At 72.4% G+C, this 18,904-nt stretch carries 17 protein-coding genes and 4 pseudogenes; 11 read left to right on the forward strand and 10 right to left on the reverse strand.

The features are described from left to right. Positions 1-7: 7 nt before the first annotated feature. Positions 8-1,285: an extracellular solute-binding protein gene (locus tag AB0M16_RS33225; protein ID WP_365349680.1), complete on the reverse strand. Its 1,278-nt coding sequence runs from the start codon at positions 1,283-1,285 to the stop codon at positions 8-10. Between the two features lie 300 nt (positions 1,286-1,585). On the opposite strand from AB0M16_RS33225, the gene AB0M16_RS33230 reads away from it, so the two are divergent. Beyond that, entirely contained in the window at positions 1,586-2,629 is a 1,044-nt protein-coding gene (locus AB0M16_RS33230) for a LacI family DNA-binding transcriptional regulator (RefSeq protein ID WP_365349682.1), read from the forward strand. Positions 2,630-2,704: 75 nt separating this feature from the next. Continuing rightward, positions 2,705-3,625 carry a phosphatase PAP2 family protein gene (locus AB0M16_RS33235; protein ID WP_365349684.1) on the forward strand — a complete coding sequence of 307 codons (921 nt, stop codon included), beginning with the start codon at positions 2,705-2,707 and terminating at the stop codon, positions 3,623-3,625. A 43-nt stretch (positions 3,626-3,668) separates the two neighbouring features. Here the strand turns inward: AB0M16_RS33235 and AB0M16_RS33240 are convergent. After that, positions 3,669-4,059, reverse strand: a pseudogene (locus AB0M16_RS33240) (amidohydrolase family protein); the annotation flags it as partial. 72 nt (positions 4,060-4,131) lie between these two features. Between AB0M16_RS33240 and AB0M16_RS33245 the strand changes: the two are divergent. Then, positions 4,132-4,426, forward strand: a pseudogene (locus tag AB0M16_RS33245) (TetR/AcrR family transcriptional regulator); the annotation flags it as partial. Between the two features lie 60 nt (positions 4,427-4,486). Next, positions 4,487-4,699 (forward strand): hypothetical protein, encoded by a 213-nt coding sequence (locus tag AB0M16_RS33250; RefSeq protein WP_365349686.1) that lies wholly within the window; start codon positions 4,487-4,489, stop codon positions 4,697-4,699. 426 nt (positions 4,700-5,125) lie between these two features. Here AB0M16_RS33250 and AB0M16_RS33255 read toward each other — a convergent pair whose 3' ends face one another. Then, on the reverse strand, positions 5,126-8,128 hold the full coding sequence (locus tag AB0M16_RS33255; protein ID WP_365349688.1) for a bifunctional [glutamine synthetase] adenylyltransferase/[glutamine synthetase]-adenylyl-L-tyrosine phosphorylase: 3,003 nt from the start codon (positions 8,126-8,128) through the stop codon (positions 5,126-5,128). A 192-nt stretch (positions 8,129-8,320) separates the two neighbouring features. Between AB0M16_RS33255 and AB0M16_RS33260 the strand changes: the two genes are divergently transcribed. Beyond that, positions 8,321-8,752: a VOC family protein gene (locus tag AB0M16_RS33260; protein ID WP_365349690.1), complete on the forward strand. Its 432-nt coding sequence runs from the start codon at positions 8,321-8,323 to the stop codon at positions 8,750-8,752. 170 nt (positions 8,753-8,922) lie between these two features. Here the strand turns inward: AB0M16_RS33260 and AB0M16_RS33265 are convergent, their stop codons facing one another. Further along, positions 8,923-9,429, reverse strand: coding sequence for a GNAT family N-acetyltransferase (locus tag AB0M16_RS33265; protein ID WP_365349692.1), 507 nt, complete (start codon positions 9,427-9,429; stop codon positions 8,923-8,925). Between the two features lie 52 nt (positions 9,430-9,481). Beyond that, on the reverse strand, positions 9,482-9,760 hold the full coding sequence (locus tag AB0M16_RS33270; protein WP_365349729.1) for a MarR family transcriptional regulator: 279 nt from the start codon (positions 9,758-9,760) through the stop codon (positions 9,482-9,484). Positions 9,761-9,861: 101 nt separating this feature from the next. Between AB0M16_RS33270 and AB0M16_RS33275 the strand changes: the two are divergent. Further along, positions 9,862-10,254: pseudogene (locus AB0M16_RS33275) on the forward strand (SgcJ/EcaC family oxidoreductase); the annotation flags it as partial. 1 nt (position 10,255) lies between these two features. Here the strand turns inward: AB0M16_RS33275 and AB0M16_RS33280 are convergent. Both AB0M16_RS33280 and AB0M16_RS33285 read right to left on the reverse strand, forming a co-directional pair. After that, complete coding sequence (locus AB0M16_RS33280) at positions 10,256-10,657, reverse strand: hypothetical protein (protein WP_365349694.1); 402 nt, start codon at positions 10,655-10,657, stop codon at positions 10,256-10,258. A 9-nt stretch (positions 10,658-10,666) separates the two neighbouring features. Then, positions 10,667-12,028 carry a glutamine synthetase family protein gene (locus AB0M16_RS33285; RefSeq protein WP_362536156.1) on the reverse strand — a complete coding sequence of 454 codons (1,362 nt, stop codon included), beginning with the start codon at positions 12,026-12,028 and terminating at the stop codon, positions 10,667-10,669. Positions 12,029-12,276: 248 nt separating this feature from the next. Here AB0M16_RS33285 and AB0M16_RS33290 point away from each other — a divergent pair, with 248 nt between their 5' ends. From AB0M16_RS33290 to AB0M16_RS33305, 4 genes are all read left to right on the forward strand, one after another. Further along, positions 12,277-12,669: a hypothetical protein gene (locus AB0M16_RS33290; RefSeq protein ID WP_365349696.1), complete on the forward strand. Its 393-nt coding sequence runs from the start codon at positions 12,277-12,279 to the stop codon at positions 12,667-12,669. Positions 12,670-12,746: 77 nt separating this feature from the next. Next, positions 12,747-13,424: a DUF3105 domain-containing protein gene (locus AB0M16_RS33295; RefSeq protein WP_365349698.1), complete on the forward strand. Its 678-nt coding sequence runs from the start codon at positions 12,747-12,749 to the stop codon at positions 13,422-13,424. Then, entirely contained in the window at positions 13,421-14,044 is a 624-nt protein-coding gene (locus AB0M16_RS33300) for a DUF305 domain-containing protein (RefSeq protein WP_365349700.1), read from the forward strand. The genes AB0M16_RS33295 and AB0M16_RS33300 overlap by 4 nt, the downstream gene beginning before the upstream one ends. Positions 14,045-14,171: 127 nt before the next feature. Continuing rightward, on the forward strand, positions 14,172-14,591 hold the full coding sequence (locus AB0M16_RS33305) for a CBS domain-containing protein (RefSeq protein WP_365349702.1): 420 nt from the start codon (positions 14,172-14,174) through the stop codon (positions 14,589-14,591). A 21-nt stretch (positions 14,592-14,612) separates the two neighbouring features. Here the strand turns inward: AB0M16_RS33305 and AB0M16_RS33310 are convergent, their stop codons facing one another. Both AB0M16_RS33310 and AB0M16_RS33315 read right to left on the reverse strand, forming a co-directional pair. Then, positions 14,613-15,449: an alpha/beta hydrolase gene (locus tag AB0M16_RS33310; protein ID WP_365349704.1), complete on the reverse strand. Its 837-nt coding sequence runs from the start codon at positions 15,447-15,449 to the stop codon at positions 14,613-14,615. 41 nt (positions 15,450-15,490) lie between these two features. After that, positions 15,491-15,661: pseudogene (locus AB0M16_RS33315) on the reverse strand (DUF998 domain-containing protein); the annotation flags it as partial. A gap of 177 nt (positions 15,662-15,838) precedes the next feature. Here AB0M16_RS33315 and AB0M16_RS33320 point away from each other — a divergent pair. Continuing rightward, entirely contained in the window at positions 15,839-17,599 is a 1,761-nt protein-coding gene (locus AB0M16_RS33320) for an NAD+ synthase (protein WP_365349706.1), read from the forward strand. Here AB0M16_RS33320 and AB0M16_RS33325 read toward each other — a convergent pair. Continuing rightward, complete coding sequence (locus AB0M16_RS33325) at positions 17,565-18,830, reverse strand: acyltransferase (RefSeq protein WP_365349708.1); 1,266 nt, start codon at positions 18,828-18,830, stop codon at positions 17,565-17,567. The two genes, AB0M16_RS33320 and AB0M16_RS33325, sit on opposite strands and share 35 nt — an antisense overlap. Positions 18,831-18,904 lie beyond the last annotated feature (74 nt).

Raw genomic sequence — 18,904 nt, forward strand, 5'->3', positions numbered from 1 at the left:
TTCCTTGTTACTTCCAGTCCTTCAGGAGCTTGCGGTAGGAGTCACCCGCCGTCTTCGCTCCCTGCTCCGGGGTGGCCTGGTTGGTGAGGACCTTGGTGTACTCGGTGACGAGCGGGGCGAAGAGGCTGCCGCCCTCCGGGATCCAGGGACGCTCGACGGCCTTGTCGACGACCGGCTTGAAGAAGGCGATCATCTCGTTGGTGGCCACCTCCGACTTGCCGTACGCCGAGGTACGGGTCGGGAGCAGGCTGAGCTCCTTGGCGACCTGGGCCTGGACCTCGGTCGAGCTCATGTACTCGACGAAGGCGTAGGAGGCGTCCAGGTTCTTGGAGCCGGCGTAGACGGCGAGGTTGTGACCGCCCTGCGGGGCGCCCTGGCCGGCCGAGCCGGCCGGGACCGGGGCGATGCCCAGGTTGGCCTTGTCGGCGAACTCCTTGCCCGTGTAGGTGTCGGCGACGGCCCACGGGCCGTTGATCATCATCGCGACCTTGCCGTCCTTGAAGGCGGCCTGCATGTTGTCCCAGCCGTTGGTCGCGTCGGTGATCGCGGCCTTGGAGTCGACCAGGTCCTTGACGGTCTTGAAGGCCTTGACGCCCGCGGGGTTGTCGATGGTGACGGTCTTGGTGTCGGCGTTCACCATGTCGCCGCCCTCGCCGTACAGGAAGGAGAGGAACCAGTAGGCGTCGTCGCCGCGCAGGTAGAGGCCGGTCTTGCCGGTCTTCTGCTTGATCTTGGCGGAGACGGCCTTGAGCTCGTCGATGCTCTTGGGGACCTCGACGCCGGCGTCCTTGAAGATCTTCTTGTTGTAGAAGATGCCCATGGAGTCGATGACCTGCGGCACGGCGTAGGTCTTGCCGTTGTACTCGGTGGACGCGGCGGCCTGCTTGAGGAAGTCTTCCTTGTCCTTCAGGGCGGCCGTGCCGTCCAGCGGGGCGAGGTAGCCGAGGTTCGCGAAGTCCGGGGTCCAGGCGACCTCGGAGCGGATCACGTCGGGGGCGCCGGCGCCGGACTGGGCGGCGTTCTTGAACTTGTTCTGGGCGTCACCGAAGGGCACGTTGACGTACTTGATCGTGACCTTGGGGTGCTTCTTGGTGAAGCCCTCGGCGATCTTCTTGAAGACCTTGTCCTCGGAACCGACCGTGGAGGTGTCCCACCAGGTGACGGTGCCGGAGAGCTCGCCCGAGCCCTTGGTGTCGCCGCCGGTGGAACCGTTGTCGCTTCCGCACGCCGCCAGGGTCACGCCCAGGGCCGCGACCAGCGCGGTGGCCGCTATGCCACGCCGCATGTGAACTCCTTCAGATGGTCCCGGATGACGAGGGGCTGGAACCTTCCTCTGCGACCGCTCCCTCGCGGCGCGCCGGGTTGCCAGGAACGTAACAGGGATGAAAACGAGCCGAAAGAGCTTGCGTGAAATTTCTGCAAGACCCGGGGATCGTTACATCCGCGTGTCCCTAAGGTTGCCGACGAGCCGCTTGACAGCTTCTGGGGCGTGTCACCTCTTGCAAGAACTTGCGCAAGTCCGTCGGGACGTCCGAAACCCGCGTTCGGTGGGCAATCCGACGCATGACCGGTACAGTCCACACCCATGACCGCGAGGCTCGCCGACATCGCAGCCCAGGCGGGGGTCAGTGAAGCCACAGTCAGCCGCGTGCTCAACGGCAAGCCCGGTGTGGCCGCGGCCACCCGTGAATCCGTGCTTGCCGCACTCGACGTGCTCGGCTACGAACGCCCGGTACGGCTGCGCCAGCGCAGCGCGGGCCTCGTCGGACTCATAACCCCCGAACTGGACAACCCGATCTTCCCCGCGCTCGCGCAGGTCATCGGGCAAGCCCTCACCCGGCAGGGATACACCCCGGTGCTCGCCACCCAGACCCCCGGCGGGTCCACGGAGGACGAACTCACCGACATGCTCGTGGAGCGCGGTGTCTCCGGCATCATCTTCGTCTCCGGGCTGCACGCCGACACCACGGCCGACACCACCCGCTACGACCAGCTGCGCGGCAAGGGCGTCCCGTACGTCCTCATCAACGGCTTCTCGCCCAAGGTGCAGGCCCCCTTCGTCTCCCCCGACGACCGGGCCGCGATGGTGCTCGCCGTGACGCACCTGGCGGCGCTCGGACACACCCGGATCGGGCTGGCCGTCGGACCGAAGCGTTTCGTGCCGGTGCTGCGCAAGATCGAGGGTTTCCGCAAGGGCATGCAGGAGCGGTTCGGGCTCGCCCCCGAGGAGTCCGAGGACCTGATCCAGCACTCCCTCTACACCCTGGAGGGCGGCCAGGCCGCCGCGTCCGCGCTCATCTCCAGGGGCTGCACCGCGATCGTGTGCGCGAGCGACATGATGGCGCTCGGCGCGATCCGGGCCGCCCGGCAGCAGGGGCTCCAGGTGCCGAAGGACGTGTCGGTGGTCGGCTTCGACGACTCTCCGCTCATAGCCTTCACCGACCCGCCGCTGACCACGATCCGGCAGCCGGTGCAGGCGATGGGGCAGGCCGCGGTGCGGGCGCTCCTGGAGGAGGTCGGCGGCACGCCGGCCCCGCACAGCGAGTTCGTCTTCATGCCTGAGCTGGTGGTTCGCGGTTCAACGGCCTCCGCGCCCGCGCCCTCGGTCGCGGCTCCCTCTCCTTCCTGAGACGGAGAGGGTGCGCTTCATACCCGACCGAGGGATGATCGGTCGAGGGAACGGGATCTGGCACACTCTCCTCTCATGGGTGAAACGACCGTGAAGACCTCGGAAAGTCGGACGACCCCGTCGTCACCCACCGTGGACGGCGGCAGGTTCGCGCGCGCACTGCGCGTCCGTACCCCGCGACGCCCGCGGATCTGGTTCGAGGTCCTGCTCATCGCGGTCAGTTACTGGCTGTACTCGCTCATCCGCAACGCGGTGCCCGAGCAGAAGACCCAGGCGCTGAAGAACGCCGACTGGATCTGGCAGGTCGAGCACTCCCTCGGCCTGGCCTTCGAGCACACCGTCAACCAGGCCGTGAACTCGGTGACATGGCTGATCGTGTCGATGAACTACTACTACGCCACCCTGCACTTCGTCGTGACGATCGGTGTGCTCGTGTGGCTGTACCGATCGCAGCCGGGCCGTTACGCGGCGTTCCGCACCGTCCTGTTCGCCACCACGGCCGTGGCCCTGGTCGGCTACTACCTGTACCCGCTGGCCCCGCCGCGCCTCATGAACGGCCAGAGCTTCATCGACACCGTGCTCGTGCACCACACCTGGGGCTCGATGGCCTCGGGCAACCTCAAGCACATGTCGAACCAGTACGCGGCGATGCCGTCGATGCACATCGGCTGGTCGCTGTGGTGCGGCGTGACGATCTTCCTGCTCGCCAAGGCGCCCTGGGCCCGGATCCTCGGCCTGCTCTACCCGGCGGCCACCCTGGTGGTCATCGTGGCCACCGCCAACCACTTCTGGCTGGACGCGGTCGGTGGCGTGATCTGCCTGGCCTTCGGCTTCACCGCCTCGTACTTCTGGTACGGCTCCCGCCCGCACAAGCTGCCGCGGCTGGTGGAGCCGGCGGCGTCGGTGCCGCAGGGCGTGACCGCGGGCGGTCCGCCCCCGGTGACGGGGACGGACCAGGAGCCGGTGGAGCAGGAGAAGGTCAGCTCCGCACGGTGAACCCCGGAGGCGGTCAGCTCCGCACGGTGAACGCCGGAAGCGGTCAGCTCCGGTAAGTGATCCGGCCGCCGCTCACGGTGAGCGGGACCGAGGCCGTCGCCGTCTCGTCGGCCGGGGCCTCCGTGGGGTCGACGGTGAAAGCCGTGAGGTCCGCCCGGTAGCCGGGGGCGATTCCGGCCCGCGATGCGCTCCTCCCCCGCCGCCAGCGCCGCGTGCGTGGTCATGCCCTCCAGGGCCGTCAGGCCGGTGAGCCCGGCTCGTGCCGAGGCGGCGCCGAGCGGGGCCTGGGCGGTGGCGAGGACCTGGCGGGCGTCGGGGTGGGCGATGGGCCAGTCCGAGCCGAGCGCGAGCGTCACGCCCGCGTCCCTGAGGTCCCGGAAGCGCCAGGCCCGGGCGGCCCGCTCCTCGCCGAGCCGCTTCGACCACTCGTCGGTTCGGCAGCTCGTCGTCGGGCCTCGATCGCGGTGAACAGGCCGGGGACGTCGTGGCCGCCGAGATCCATGCCGTGGGCGCCAGTCACGTATCGCGTCGCCTTCGCCGCCCACCCGGGCGGTCCCGTTCTTCGCCGCGTCAGCGGTCTGCGCGCCGGTGATGCTGCTCGCCCTGGAGAACCTCGTCCTCGGCTCGGCCCTGGACATGGCCGCGCCCGAGATGATGTGGGAGCTCGCCGACGAGACGGCCACGCCACGGCTCGCCGACGCCCTGGCGGCGGTCGCCGGGGGCCGCTCCGACGCGGCATTCGAGGTCGCCCTCGCCGGCTACCTGGAACAGTGCCGTCGCCTGCTCGCCGCCTCGGCCTGAGACCATGGGCCCGACCGCCGCCGGGACGCCCTCGGCGGCCACTCGTGAAGGGGGACTCGCATGACCCTGCTCATCCTTTCCGGCGTCCTCGTGCTCGTCGTCGCCGGCTGCGTCTGCGTGGTCTGGGCGGCGCGCGGCGGTCCCCGCTGGACCCGCGGCGTCGCCAGGGCCACGCTGGCGGCGGGCGAGGTGACCCGCAAGGCGAACCGGACCGGCCGCGGGGGCCGGAACGGCGACGACGTGTCGGCGCTGGGCGGGGGCGACGGCGCCTGACGCCCCCGCGGGCTTCGCCCACCGCCGTGCGGGCGATCGCCCCGCTGGGGCGACGCCGCCCACCCTGGCCGCGCCCACACTCACGCGGGCGTCCGCCCCACCGCCGTGCGGGCAACCGCCCCGCTGGGGCGGCGCCGCCCACCCTGGCCGCGCCCACACTCACGCGGGGCTCGCCCACCGCCGTGTGGGCAATCGTCCCGCTGGGGCGGGACGGGTGGGCACACGGGACCGCGCCTGGTGGCGCGTCCGCCCCCTGCTCCCTGCCCGCGCCACCACGGCGCCGCGCCCTTGTGGCCGGCGTCAAGGCGGTAGGGGCCTGGGCGCGGCAAGGCGCTGCGTTCCGTTGTGCCCACCCGTTCCGCCCCAGCGGAACGACTGCCCACAACGGGGGGGCGGGCGGAGGCCCCCGCAACGGGCGGGCGCGCCCTACGCGCCGTAGAAGAGGTCGTCCACCACCGCTCGGGCGCGCCGGGTGATGCGGCGGTAGTCGTCGACCATCTCGCCGACCTTGCCCGGTCCGTAGCCCAGATAGCGCCCCACCGCCGCCAGTTCGCGCGGTTCCGAGGGGAACGTGTCGCCGGGGCGGCCGCGGACCAGCATGACCGCGTTGCGGACGCGCGAGGCGAGAACCCAGGCCTCGTCGAGGATCTGGGCCTCGTCCGTGCCCATGAGCCCGGCCGCGTGGGCGGCGGCCAGGGCCTCGCGGGTCCGCGTGGTGCGCAGGCCCGGCTCGGCCCAGCCGTGCCGCATCTGGAGCAGCTGGACCGTCCACTCGACGTCGCTCAGCCCGCCCCGGCCCAGCTTGGCGTGCAGGGTCGGGTCGGCGCCGCGCGGCAGCCGTTCGGTCTCCATGCGGGCCTTGAGGCGGCGGATCTCGCGCACCGCGTCCTCCCCCAGCCCCTCCACCGGGTAGCGCAGCGGGTCGACGAGTTCGAGGAAGCGCTCACCCAGGTCCTTGTCGCCGGCCATCGGTTCGGCGCGCAGCAGGGCCTGGCTCTCCCAGACGAGGGACCAGCGGCGGTAGTAGGCCTCGTACGACTTGAGGGTGCGCACCAGCGGGCCGTTCTTGCCCTCCGGGCGCAGGTCGGCGTCGATGAGCAACGGCGGGTCGGCGGTGGGGAGTTGGAGCAGCCGACGCATCTCGGTGACGACCCGGTTGGCGGCCCGGGCCGCCTCCTGCTCGTCGACGCCCTCGCGCGGCTCGTGCACGAAGAGCACGTCCGCGTCGGAGCCGTAGCCGAGCTCGTGCCCGCCGAACCGGCCCATGCCGATCACCGCGAAGCGGGTCGGCAGCTCGTCGCCCCACTCGGCCCGTACGGCCGCCCGCAGCGCGCCCGAGAGGGTGGCCGCGTTGAGGTCGGTGACCGCCTGCCCCACCCGGTCGACGAGCGCGCCGGGGTCGGGCTCGCGCGGATTCTCCTCGGTGCCGTACGAGCCGATGAGGTCGGCCGCCGCGGTACGGAACAGCTCCCGGCGGCGCACCCCCCGGGCCGCCGCCACCGCCTGCTCGGCGCCCTCGGCGCGGCCGACGGCGGCGAGGATCTCCTGCTCCAGGTGCTCCCGGCCGCGCGGCCCCAGGCCCTCGGGGTCGCCGAGGATCGCCACCGCCTCGGGGGCCCGGAGCAGCAGGTCGGGGGCGAGCCGGCCGGCGGACAGGACCCGGGCGAGGTTCTCCGCCGCGGCGCCCTCGTCCCGCAGCAGCCGCAGGTACCAGGGCGTCTTGCCGAGCGCGTCGGACACCTTGCGGAAGCCGAGGAGGCCCGCGTCCGGGTCGGCGGAGTCGGCGAACCAGCCGAGCAGCACCGGCAGCAGCGTGCGCTGGATGGCGGCCTTGCGGGTGACGCCGGAGGACAGCGCCTCCAGGTGGCGCAGGGCGGCGGCGGGATCGGCGTACCCGAGCGCTTCGAGCCGCTGCCCCGCGGCCTTCGGGCTGAGCCGGATCTCGCCGGGGGCGAGCTGGGCGACGGCGTCCAGGAGCGGGCGGTAGAACAGCTTCTCGTGCAGCCGGCGCACCACGGCCGCGTGCCGCCGCCACTCGCGGTTGAGCTCGGCGACCGGGTCGGTGCGCAGGCCGAGGGAGCGCCCCAGGCGGCGCAGGTCGTCCTCGCCCTCGGGGACGAGGTGGGTGCGGCGCAGCCGGTGCAGTTGGATGCGGTGCTCCATGGCGCGCAGGAAGCGGTAGGCCTCGTCGAGCTGGGCGGCGTCGGCGCGGCCGACGTAGCCGCCCGCGGCGAGGGCGGCGAGCGCGTCGAGGGTGGTGCCGCTGTGCAGGCTGCCGTCGCTGCGCCCGTGCACCAACTGCAGGAGCTGGACGGCGAATTCGACGTCCCGGAGGCCGCCGGGGCCGAGCTTCAGCTCGCGGTCGACCTGGCCGGCCGGGATGTTGTCGACGACCCGTCGGCGCATCTTCTGCACGTCGGCCACGAAGTTCTCGCGCTCGGCCGCCTGCCAGACGAGCGGCGAGACGGCGTCGATGTACGCGGCGCCGAGCTCCTGGTCGCCGGCCACCGCGCGGGCCTTCAACAGGGCCTGGAACTCCCAGGTCTTGGCCCAGCGCTGGTAGTAGGCGAGATGGGAGGACAGGGTGCGGACCAGCGGGCCGTTGCGGCCCTCGGGGCGCAGATTGGCGTCGACGGGCCAGATGGTGCCCTCGACCGTGGTCTCGGAGCAGATCCGCATGAGGTGGGAGGCGAGCCGGGTCGCGGCCTGCAGTGCCTTGGCCTCGCCCCCTTCCCGGGCGGCGCTCTCGTCGGTCGCCTCTCCCACGAAGATGACGTCCACGTCGGAGACGTAATTGAGCTCGTGGCCGCCGCACTTGCCCATGGCGATGACGGCGAGGCGGCACTGGAGCGCGTCCTCCGGCGCGGCGGCGCGGGCCAGGGCCAGCGCGGCGCGCAGGGTCGCGGTGGCGAGGTCGGCGAGCTCGGCGGCGGTCTGGGCCACGTCGATGGTGCCGCACACGTCGCGGGCCGCGATGGCGAGCAGGCAGCGGCGGTAGGCGACGCGCAGCGAGACCGGGTCGGTCGCCTCGGCGAGCCCGCGCTCGAACTCGGTGACGCCCGGGTGCAGGTCGGCCGCCTCGTACGTGACGAGGGCCTGCCAGTCGTGGGGGTGCCGGGCCAGGTGGTCGGCGAGCGCCTCGGACGCGCCGAGTACGCCGAGCAGCCGGTCGCGGAACGGCTTGGCGGACAGCAGGGTGGTGGTGAGGGCCGACCGCTCGGGCGCCGGCTGGGACTCGACGAGCCGGACCAGGCCGCGCAGGGCGAGATCGGGGTCGGCGGTGGCGCCGAGGGCGTCCAGGAGCACGGAGTCGTCGCGCAGGGGGGCGAGGTCGTCCAGGTCGAGCAGCCGTTCGGCGGCGGACGGATCGGTGAACCCGTGCCGCAGCAGCCGGGTGAACGTGCTGCTCCTGCGTCCCGGCACCGTCATGCCGCCGCTCCTCCACCGGTCGATACCGCTCGGTCCAGTCCCCGGTCGAGCCTATCCGGCGAAGCCCTCCGGGTGCGCGGCGGCGGGCTGGCGGGCGAGGGTGGTACGGACCACCCTGGACTCCCGACAGCACCCCGAGAGCACCCCGAGAGCACCCCGACCGAGAGCAGCCGAGACCGAGGAGATGCGACCGTGAACTGGACGCTGGAAGTCATCACCGTGCCCGTCACCGACCTGGACAGGGCGAAGGAGTTCTACGGCGAGAAGTGCGGCTTCACGGTGGACCTGGACCAGGAGGTCGCCCCGGGGGTGCGGATCGTCCAGATCACCCCGCCGGGCTCGCGCTGCTCGATCTCCCTGATCCAGGGCATGCCGCCGTTCCCGGGCACGGGCCTCACGGCTCCGGGCGCCCTGCACGGCCTCCAGCTGTGCGTCACCGACATCGAGGCGGCGCGGGACCGGCTGCTGACGGCGGGCGTGCACGTGTCGCCGGTGATGCACGTGGGCGCGACGGGCTGGGAGGCCGGCAAGGGCGGCACCTGGAACTCCTTCATGTCGTTCCAGGACCCGGACGGCAACGGCTGGGTGGTGCAGGAGGCGCCGTCGGAGCTGGCGCAGCGCTAGGGGGTGCCGGTCCGCCGTCGTCCGCCCCTAGTCCGCCGTCGTCCGCCCCTGGTCCGCCGGACGGGCTCCAGGCGGCGCCGCCCGAGGAGGGACGGAGCCCGCCGAGGCAGGACGGGGCCGACCGAGGCAGGACGGGGCCGAAACCGGGGCAGCACGGGGCCGACCGGGGACTAGGAGGCGTCCGGGAACACCACGCGGTAGTTCCGGACCCGCTCGTCCTCCCCCTCGTACGCCATTCCCGCGGCCTCCATGACGCGCTGGGAGGGGATGTTGTCGAGGTCGGCGTCGCCGCGCACGGCGGTCGCGCCGGCCTCGCGCGCGCGGGCGATCAGGGCGCGCAGCGACTCGCTCGCATAGCCGTGGCCGCGGGCGCCGGGGACGAGGCCGTAGCCGATGGTGACCACGCCGTCGGCGTCCGGCGGGCCGTGGAAGCCGATGCCGCCGACGGTGGCGCCGTCCGCGAGGCGTATCGCGTACGGCCGGTAGACGCCGGGATCGCCGCGCTCGGCGACCCCGTTGAGGAAGCCGCGCGCGCTGGCGGTGTCACCGGCGCCGGGGTAGTCCTCGGCCCAGCGGTCGCCGGGGGCGGGTCGGGCGTCGACGATGCGCTGGGCGTCGTCGAGGGAGAGCGGGTGCAGTCGGAGCCGCGCGGTCTGGATCATGCTCACGTCGTTCACGGGACGCAGTGTCGGACGTCCCCCCGTCGGCCGCAACGCATTTGACCGGCGGTCAGAGATCCTCGGCCGCCTGGCGACAGACCTCGGCGGCGCGGCCGAAGTAGTCGAAGAGGACGGCGAGCTGCTCGGGCGGGTAGCCGCCGAGGAGCTCGGCGATGCGGCGTCCGGCCGGGGCGAGGACCCGGTCGAGCTCGTCGGGGCGGCCGACGGGTTCAACGATGACCTTGCGCCGGTCATGGGGATCGGCGGCGCGGTGGACGTAGCCGGCCTTCTCCAGGCGGTCGACGAGCCGGGTGGCGGGCCCGGTGGTCAGGCCGGTGCGCTCGCCGATCTCGCGGGGGTCATGGGCCCGGCCAGGTCCAGGATGTTGAGCGCGTAGAGGTCGGTGGCGCCGACACCACCGCGAGCCACGACCTCCTCCGGTCCAGCGCCGAGGCCTGGGGCCGGGGCGACGGCGCCGGGTACGGGGCGCACTTCACCGAGGACGCCACGGACGTCACCTTCGTCGGCACCGTCTACCAGGGCGGGGACGAGATCGGCCGGGCCCACCAGGCGCTCTTCGACAGCTTCCTCAAGGGCACCCGGCTCACCCTGGACGTCGTCGACCTCCGCTTCCCGGCGCCGGGCACGGCCGTCGCGGTCACCCGCGGCAAGGTCCACAAGAGCGCCCGCCCCCGCCGCCTCGGCAAGCTCGCCACGTACACCCTGGTCCGCGTCCCCGACGGCACCTGGCGCATCGCCGCCGTCCAGAAGACGAAGCACCGCCCCCTGCTGGAGGCCCTCTCCTTCCGCAGCCGCCCGAAGACCCGCCCGTCGGCCCGCTGACTCAGCCGCGCCGGGCGGCCCAGCGCCGCAGCCGCGCCAGGTTCTCCCGCTTGCGCGCGTACGACCCGGCGGTCTCCTCCCCCGCAGAGTCCAGGAGGGCGAGCACCGGGGTCCACCGCCGCCCGCCGCGCCGGGACGTCCAGCGGACGGCGGGGAAGCCCGTGACCGCGCCGATCCGAGCACGATCGACCCGGCGGGTCCACAGGAAGCCCCGGACGACCAGCCGGTCACGCTCACAGCGCACGCCCACCCGCCAGCCCCGCACCGCGACCACCAAGAACGCCAGGGCGGCCGCGGCGGCCACGCCGGAGCCCTCCGCCGCGGGCACGGCGAGGCCGACGGCCGGCGCGCCGCCCAGGACGGTGTTCGCGATCCGGTTGGGAGTGGTGGGCAGGAGCTCCACGCCCTGCGCCTACAGCACCGGCAGGTTCTTGCGCAGCTCGAAGGCGGTGACCTCGGAGCGGTACTCCTCCCACTCCTGCTTCTTGTTGCGCAGGAAGAAGTCGAAGACGTGCTCGCCCAGGGTCTCCGCGACCAGTTCGCTGCGCTCCATCAGGGTGATGGCCTCGCCGAGGTTCTGCGGGAGGGGCTCGATGCCCATCGCGCGGCGCTCGGCGTCGCTGAGCGCCCAGACGTCGTCGTCGGCGCCGGCCGGGAGCTCGTAGCCCTCCTCGATGCCCTTGAGGCCGGCGGCGAGCAGGACCGCGTAGGTCAGGTACGGGTTGGCGCCCGAGTCGATGGAGCGGACCTCGACGCGCGAGGAGCCCATCTTGCCCGGCTTGTACATGGGGACGCGGATCAGCGCGGAGCGGTTGTTGTGGCCCCAGCAGATGTACGCGGGGGCCTCGCCGCCGGAGCCGGCGGTGCGGCCCGAGCCGCCCCAGATGCGCTTGTAGGAGTTGACCCACTGGTTGGTGACGGCGGAGATCTCGCCCGCGTGCTTCAGCAGGCCGGCGATGAAGGAACGCCCCACCTTGGAGAGCTGGTACTCGGCGCCCGACTCGTAGAAGGCGTTGCGGTCGCCCTCGAAGAGGGACAGGTGGGTGTGCATGCCCGAGCCCGGGTAGTCCGAGAAGGGCTTCGGCATGAAGGTCGCCTGCACGCCCTGCTCCAGCGCGACCTGCTTCATGACCAGACGGAAGGTCATGATGTTGTCGGCCGTGGACAGCGCGTCCGCGTAGCGGAGGTCGATCTCCTGCTGGCCCGGGGCGCCCTCGTGGTGGGAGAACTCCACCGAGATGCCCATCGACTCCAGCATCGTGATGGCCTGGCGGCGGAAGTCCATGCCCACGTTCTGCGGGGTGTGGTCGAAGTAGCCCGAGTTGTCGGCCGGCGTGGGGCGGGTGCCGTCCAGGGGCTTGTCCTTCAGGAGGAAGAACTCGATCTCGGGGTGGGTGTAGAAGGTGAAGCCCAGGTCCGAGGTCTTGGCAAGAGCCCGCTTCAGGACATAGCGCGGGTCCGCGAAGGACGGCGAGCCGTCCGGCATGAGGATGTCGCAGAACATGCGGGCCGTGCCGGGGGCCTCCGCGCGCCAGGGCAGGATCTGGAAGGTGCCCGGGTCCGGCTTGGCGATCATGTCGGACTCGTAGACCCGGGCGAAGCCCTCGATCGCGGAGCCGTCGAAGCCGATGCCCTCGTCGAAGGCCTGCTCCAGCTCGGCGGGGGCCACGGCGACCGACTTCAGGAAGCCGAGCACGTCGGTGAACCACAGACGCACGAAGCGGATGTCGCGCTCCTCGAGCGTACGGAGCACAAATTCCTGCTGCTTGTCCATTTCCACACCCATCCTCGCTGGTCAGGCCGCCTGCTCCCACCGCCTCGGGCATTTCGGGGGGCACCTGAGCATCCCACCACATGGTTTCGTGCACGTTGCACACCCATACTGCCTGCTCCGCTGTGACACAGGTAACGGGGGAGCGGCCGAAAAGCGGCGCCCGCGCGACGGCTCACCGGTACCGGCTCGGTACCGATGGGTACCCCGTCCGGCCCACGGCACCCCTTCTGCCACTACGATCTGCGCCCATGGGAGCCTCCCGGCTCGACGGCCCGCCGCGACACGCGCGTCCCCTGGCACTGGCGAGTGCCGTGGCGACGCTCCTCGGCGCGCTGTTCCTCTGTCTGGGGGTCGGCCACCCCGGGAACGGGCATTCCGCCGAGCGGGCCGGGCACGCCACGGCGACCGGACAGGTCGCCGACCGGGCCGACGAGTACGTCTGCCCGTACGAGCGCGGCGGCTGCTCGCTCTTCCCCGCCCTCTCCCCCGCGGTGCTCAGCGCACCGCCGCTCGACCCCCCGCTGCACGCCGAGGGCGGCGCCCCCCGCCTCGGCACGCCGGACCTCTCCGGTCGGGCGCCCCGCTCCGAGGCACGGCCGCGCGCGCCGGACCTCCACGTCCTTCAAGTCCTGCGGACGTAAGCGGCCGGGCACTACGTCACGTGCGTTCCGTTCGCATTCCTCACTCACCTCCAGACTTCACGAAGGACGACACCACCATGGCCGCGAACCGCTCCGCCACCGCCGACCGCCGCGCCCGAATAGAGGAGATGCGCCGCGCCGAGCAGGCCCGCGAGCGCCGCAACCGCTTCATCACGATCGGCGTGTCCGGCGCCGTCGTGCTCGCCCTCGTCGGCTTCGGCGGCTGGGTCATCAACAAGGAGAACGACAAGAAGCAGGAGCAGGAGGCGGCCGCCAAGGCCCCCATCAAGGACGAGAAGTCCTGGGACGCCAAGAAGCTGACCCGCAACCACGTCACCACGCCGGTGAAGTACGACATGAAGCCGCCGGTCGGCGGCGACCACAACCCGGTCTGGCAGAACTGCAACGGCGACGTCTACGACAAGCCGGTCAACGACGTCAACGCCGTGCACTCGCTGGAGCACGGAGCCGTGTGGGTGACGTACACCAAGAAGGCCACCTCCGGTGACGTCGACAAGCTGAAGACGAAGGTCAAGAAGACCCCGTACTCGCTGATGAGCCCGTACGAGGACCAGGCCTCCGCGATCATGCTGAGCGCCTGGGGCAAGCAGGTCGCCGTGGACAGCGCGGACGACCCGCGGGTCGACGCCTTCTTCACCAAGTACGTCACCGGCCCGCAGACCCCTGAGCCGGGCGCCGCCTGCACCGGCGGCGTCGGCGCCGAGGGCCAGGCCGGCGCCGGGGCGGGCCAGTGAAGCTGAACCGGACCCAGTGGGCGTCCGTCACCGCCGTGGTCCTGGCGCTGCTGTTCGCCGGAGGCGCGGTCACCGTCGCCTCCGCGGACCGCGACGACGCCCCGAAGACGCCCACCGCGGAGTCCGCCGACGCCGGTTTCGCCCGTGACATGGCGGTCCACCACCAGCAGGCCGTCGAGATGTCGTTCATCGTCCGCGACCGGACGACGGACGAGGACGTGCGCCGCCTCGCGTACGACATCGCCAACACCCAGGCCAACCAGCGCGGCATGATGCTGGGCTGGCTGGACATGTGGGGGCTGCCGAAGGTGCAGTCCGGCGTGGCGCCGATGACCTGGATGGGCATGGGCGTGGACATGGGCGGCGAGGACGGCGAGCTCATGCCGGGCATGGCGACCCGGGCCGAGCTCGACCAGCTGCGCACGGCCTCCGGCCGTGCGGCCGAGGTGCTCTACCTGAAGCTCATGACCGAGCACCACAAGGGCGGCATCCACATGGCCCAGGGCTGTGTCGAGAGGTGCGTGCCCGGCGTGGAGCGCGACCTCGCGCAGGGCATGGTCGACGCCCAGGAGTCCGAGATCAAGCTGATGGCGGACATGCTCAAGGCGCGCGGCGCGTAATCCGCCGGACCGGCGCCGAGCCGACGGCCCCCGTGACCCTGCGGTCGCGGGGGCCGCGTCGCGCGCCGACAATTGAGGGTGCTCGGGGACGCAGGCACGACGACGTTCTACGAAAGGCACGCACCCCATGAAGACGGCGAAGGACATCATGCACCCGGGGGCCCAGTGGATCCCGGCACACGAGACGCTCGACCGCGCCGCCCAGATGATGCGGAACCTCAACGTGGGCGCGCTGCCCATCGCCGACGAGAACGAACGACTGTGCGGCATCCTCACGGACCGCGACATCGTGGTCGGCTGTGTGGCCATGGGCCGCGACCCCGCCAAGATCACCTGCGGGGAGATGGCCAAGGGCACGCCGCGCTGGATCGAGTCCGGCGCCGACGTGGGCGCGGTCCTGGAGGAGATGCAGAGCCACCAGATACGCCGGCTGCCCGTCATCGACGCGGACAAGAAACTGGTCGGCATGATCAGCGAGGCCGACCTGGCCAGGAACCTGACGGACGAACAGCTGAAGGCGTTCTGCGAGAGCGTCTACGCGGGCTGACCTTCCCTCGGCGGTCCGCGCTCAGCCTTCCACGCGCAGCACGGCCCGGGCGACCGCGTCCGGGCGGTCCAGCATCACCAGATGGCCCGACGGCTCGGCCGCCTCGTAGCGGGCGCCGAGCCGCCGGGCCAGCGCGCGTTGGCGCCGTTCCCAGCGGGCCGAGCCGTCGGGAGCTGCGAGCACGGTGACCGGCAGGCCCGGCGGCAGGGGCGCCCGCTCGCGCAGGACGAGCAGTTCGGCGGCGACGGCCCCGTAGCGGGCGTTCTCGTCGAGGGTGCCGCGCAGGACGCGTGAGGTGCGGTAGACGCGGCGGACCAGCTCGGGCGGGGACGGATCGGGCCGCCGCCGGCTCGACCCGCGTACGGACAGGGCGCGTGCGGCGGGACCCAGCGCGGCCGGGACCCCGGCGGCGCTCAGCGTGGCGCCCAGCGCGCGGGCGAGCTGCGGGGCGGTGCGCCGGAGGAGGCGCGGGAGGCGCGGGGGGCGCTCCTCCACGGAGGAGTCGAGGAGGACGAGCGCGGCGGTGCGGGTGGGGTGCAGCCGCGCGAAGGCCTCGGCGTGGAAGCCGGCGATCGAGTGGCCCACGACGGTGGCGGGGGCTCGGTCCAGGCCGAGGGCGTCGAGGAGGGCGGCGATCCGGTGGGCCTCGCCCGCGGCGGTCGGGGGCACGGCGGCGGGCTGGGAGAGGCCGTGACCGGGGCGGTCGAAGCGGACGACGGTGCGGTGCGGGGCGAGCAGCGGGACCACCGGGTCCCAGTCGAACCAGCTCATGCCGAGTCCGGCGGCGAGCACGCAGACGGGGCCCGCGCCGTCGACGACGACGTGGTGGGCGACCCCTCCGAGCCGTACGAAGGTCATCGGCGCTCCCCCGCCACGGAGCCCGCCAGGCCGGCGAGCACGCCCGTGAGGACCAGCAGACCGGCCGTCAGGTCGGTGGCGCGGAAGGGGCCGCCGAGCGGCCGGCCGGCGGCGGCGAGTTCGGAGACGTACGTCCGGACGGGGTCGAGTCCCGTCCGGACGACCACCTCCAGGACCCAGGCCGTGTACGCGAGCGCCCCGAGCCCGAGCACGGATGCGCTGGGGGTGACTCGGCGCGCGGCATTCCTGGACACAGTGGGTCGAACGTCAGGGCGGGGCCGTGGGTTCCCGGTGCTCGGGGGCGGACCGGGCAGGCGCGGGGCGGGGCATGTCGTCCCGGAAGGCCCGAGCGCAGGACATAGCGTCGAATTGACGATTAGACTGAGGGCGTGCCTCAACTACGCCTCGCTCTGAATCAGATCGACTCCACCGTCGGCGATCTCGCCGGGAACGCCGAGGCCGTCGTCCACTGGACCCGGCACGCCGCCGAGCAGGGCGCGCACCTCGTCGCGTTCCCCGAGATGGCGCTGACCGGCTATCCCGTGGAGGACCTGGCGCTGCGCTCCTCGTTCGTCGAGGCCTCCCGGGACGCGCTGCGCGCGCTCGGGCGGCGGCTCGCCGACGAGGGGCTCGGCGAGCTCCCGGTGGTCGTGGGCTACCTCGACCGCTCCGAGCGGGCCGCGCCGCGGCTCGGCCGGCCCGCCGGGTCCCCCGAGAACGCGGCGGCCGTCCTCCACCGGGGCGAGGTGGTGCTGCGGTTCGCCAAGCACCACCTGCCCAACTACGGCGTCTTCGACGAGTACCGCTACTTCGTCCAGGGCGACACCCTGCCCGTGGTCCGGGTCCACGGCGTCGACGTGGCCCTCGCGATCTGCGAGGACCTGTGGCAGGAGGGCGGTCGCGTCCCGGCGGCCCGCAGCGCACGGGCCGGGCTGCTCCTGTCGATCAACGCCTCCCCGTACGAGCGGAACAAGGACGACACCCGGCTCGAACTGGTCCGCAAGCGGGCCCAGGAGGCCGGCTGCACGACCGCGTACGTCGCCATGATGGGCGGCCAGGACGAGCTCGTCTTCGACGGCGACTCGATCGTCGTCGACGCGGCCGGCGAGGTCGTCGCGCGCGCCCCGCAGTTCGCGGAGGGCTGCGTGGTGCTCGACCTGGAGCTCCCGGCGGCACTCCCGGACGCGCCCACCGGCGTCGTGGACGACGGGCTGCGGATCGACCGCGTGGTGCTCTCCGAGGAGCCGCTGCCGGCCTACGAGCCGGAGGTGACGGGCGGTTACGCGGACCGGCTCGACGACGAGGAGGAGGTCTACTCGGCGCTCGTGGTGGGCCTGCGGGCGTACGTGAACAAGAACGGCTTCCGTTCCGTCCTCATCGGCCTGTCCGGCGGCATCGACTCGGCCCTCGTCGCCGCCATCGCCTGCGACGCGCTCGGCCCCGCGAACGTGCACGGCGTGTCGATGCCGTCGAAGTACTCGTCCGAGCACTCGCGCGGCGACGCCGCCGAGCTGGCCCGCAGGACCGGCCTGGACCTCCGCACGGTGCCGATCGAGCCGATGTTCGACGCCTACATGGGCTCGATCGGCCTCACCGGGCTCGCCGAAGAGAACCTCCAGGCCCGCCTGCGCGGCACGCTCCTCATGGCGCTCTCCAACCAGGAGGGCCACCTCGTCCTCGCCCCGGGCAACAAGTCCGAGCTGGCCGTGGGCTACTCGACCCTGTACGGGGACGCGGTGGGCGCCTTCGGCCCGATCAAGGACGTCTACAAGACCTGGGTGTTCCGGCTGGCCCGCTGGCGCAACCGGGCCGCCGAGGAGCGCGGCCAGACCCCGCCGATCCCGGAGAACTCGATCTCCAAGCCTCCCAGCGCCGAGCTGCGTCCGGGTCAGGTCGACACGGACTCACTGCCCGACTACGAGGTCCTGGACCGGATCCTGGAGCTCTACGTCGACCGCGACCTGGGCAGGGACGAGCTGGTGGCCGCGGGCTTCGACGACGAGCTGGTGACCCGCACCCTGCGGATGGTCGACCTGGCGGAGTACAAGCGGCGTCAGTACCCGCCGGGCACGAAGATCTCCGCGAAGGGCTTCGGGAAGGACCGCCGGTTGCCGATCACGAACCGCTGGCGTGAGGTGACGCGGCACTGACGAGGGTGTCGGGCTCGACGGGCCTCGGGATGCTCCGGCGTGTCGGAGCGGTGGGGGGAGCGCTCCGCCCGAGGTCCTTCAGCCGGAGCGCGGGGCGCTCGACGAGGTGCCAGGAGGCCACGGCGAGGAGCAGCGTGAAGGCGAGGGTGAGCGCGAGGTAGACCGCCATGCCCCAGCGCGTGTAGCCGATCAGGGCCAGGGTCTGCTGGACGAGGAAGCCGTAGATGTAGATCCCGTACGAGTAGTCGTGGCGGGCTCCGATGCGGCGGAACGGGCGCGGCAGGCGGATCGCGAGCCAGACGAGCAGGTAGGCGAGGGCCGGCAGGCCGACGACGAAGAAGTACCCGTAGTGGAGGCTGCCGAAGAAGACGGCGAGGGCGGCGACCCCGAGCGGGTCGCTGACGGGTATGCGGTCGCGGTAGAGCTCGATGAGCATGCCGAGGCTGAAGGCGAGGCCGAGGTAGATGAGCCACTGCGGGGTGACGGCGCCCATCAGGGGGATCTGCTGGACCTCCAGGTAGCGCGCGTGGGACGCGCCTCCCCAGAAGGGCTCGGCCGAGGCCTGACGCACCACCAGCCAGAAGAACAGCGCGGTGACGAGGACGACGGCCCGCCGGGCCCGCTTCAGGATGCCGGTGACGGCGAGGACGGCCACGCCGACGTAGCACAGGACCTCGTAGCGAAGGGTCCACAGGGAGCCGTTGAAGGCGCCGTTGTGGAGCAGGCCTTCGGACCGGGCGTGCGTCATGAGGCCGGCGATGTCGTAGTGGCGGGTGGCGACGGCCCAGTCGGCGCGGAGGTAACCGAGGGGTCCGTCGGCGAAGCCCAGCGGGCCCCTGGTGCCGCCGAGGCCGTCGAGGCTGCCGTGGACGTACCAGTACAGGGCCGGGGCGACCACGAACGCCGTGAGCATCAGGCAGACCCAGAAGCCGGGCAGGATGCGCAGGGCCCGGTGCCACAGGAACCGGCCGAGGGGCAGCCGGGCGCCGCTGCGGGTGACGAGGATGCCGGACAGGACGAAGAAGCCGTAGACCGACAGGTTGCCGACGGTGACCTGGCCGCCGCTGAACCCGAGGCCGTACTCCTTGGCCCCGTAGCCCAGGATGCTGGCGTGGGAGAAGATCACCGCCGTGGCCAGGCCGAGGCGCAGGAATCCGAGGCTGTTGTCACGGCCGCTGAAGAGCTGCGCTATCGATCCGTGCGACCAGCGCAACGCGAAGGCACGGCGCATGAACGGTTCCCCCTCGTGGATCCCCCGCTGTCCCCGGACTTGCCTGCGCCGGGAGGACAGCCCCCCGGGACGAC

It is taken from the genome of Streptomyces sp. NPDC051921 (genome assembly GCF_040680975.1).
GTDB lineage: Bacteria > Actinomycetota > Actinomycetes > Streptomycetales > Streptomycetaceae > Streptomyces.

Excerpts from the sequence above, each read along its gene's own strand:
- AB0M16_RS33225 (WP_365349680.1), bottom strand. The coding sequence starts at position 1,285 with ATGCGGCGTGGCATAGCGGCCACCGCGCTGGTCGCGGCCCTGGGCGTG.
- AB0M16_RS33230 (WP_365349682.1), top strand. The coding sequence starts at position 1,586 with ATGACCGCGAGGCTCGCCGACATCGCAGCCCAGGCGGGGGTCAGTGAA.
- AB0M16_RS33235 (WP_365349684.1), top strand. The coding sequence starts at position 2,705 with ATGGGTGAAACGACCGTGAAGACCTCGGAAAGTCGGACGACCCCGTCG.
- AB0M16_RS33250 (WP_365349686.1), top strand. The coding sequence starts at position 4,487 with ATGACCCTGCTCATCCTTTCCGGCGTCCTCGTGCTCGTCGTCGCCGGC.
- AB0M16_RS33255 (WP_365349688.1), bottom strand. The coding sequence starts at position 8,128 with ATGACGGTGCCGGGACGCAGGAGCAGCACGTTCACCCGGCTGCTGCGG.
- AB0M16_RS33285 (WP_362536156.1), bottom strand. The coding sequence starts at position 12,028 with ATGGACAAGCAGCAGGAATTTGTGCTCCGTACGCTCGAGGAGCGCGAC.
- AB0M16_RS33290 (WP_365349696.1), top strand. The coding sequence starts at position 12,277 with ATGGGAGCCTCCCGGCTCGACGGCCCGCCGCGACACGCGCGTCCCCTG.
- AB0M16_RS33295 (WP_365349698.1), top strand. The coding sequence starts at position 12,747 with ATGGCCGCGAACCGCTCCGCCACCGCCGACCGCCGCGCCCGAATAGAG.
- AB0M16_RS33305 (WP_365349702.1), top strand. The coding sequence starts at position 14,172 with ATGAAGACGGCGAAGGACATCATGCACCCGGGGGCCCAGTGGATCCCG.
- AB0M16_RS33310 (WP_365349704.1), bottom strand. The coding sequence starts at position 15,449 with ATGACCTTCGTACGGCTCGGAGGGGTCGCCCACCACGTCGTCGTCGAC.
- AB0M16_RS33325 (WP_365349708.1), bottom strand. The coding sequence starts at position 18,830 with ATGCGCCGTGCCTTCGCGTTGCGCTGGTCGCACGGATCGATAGCGCAG.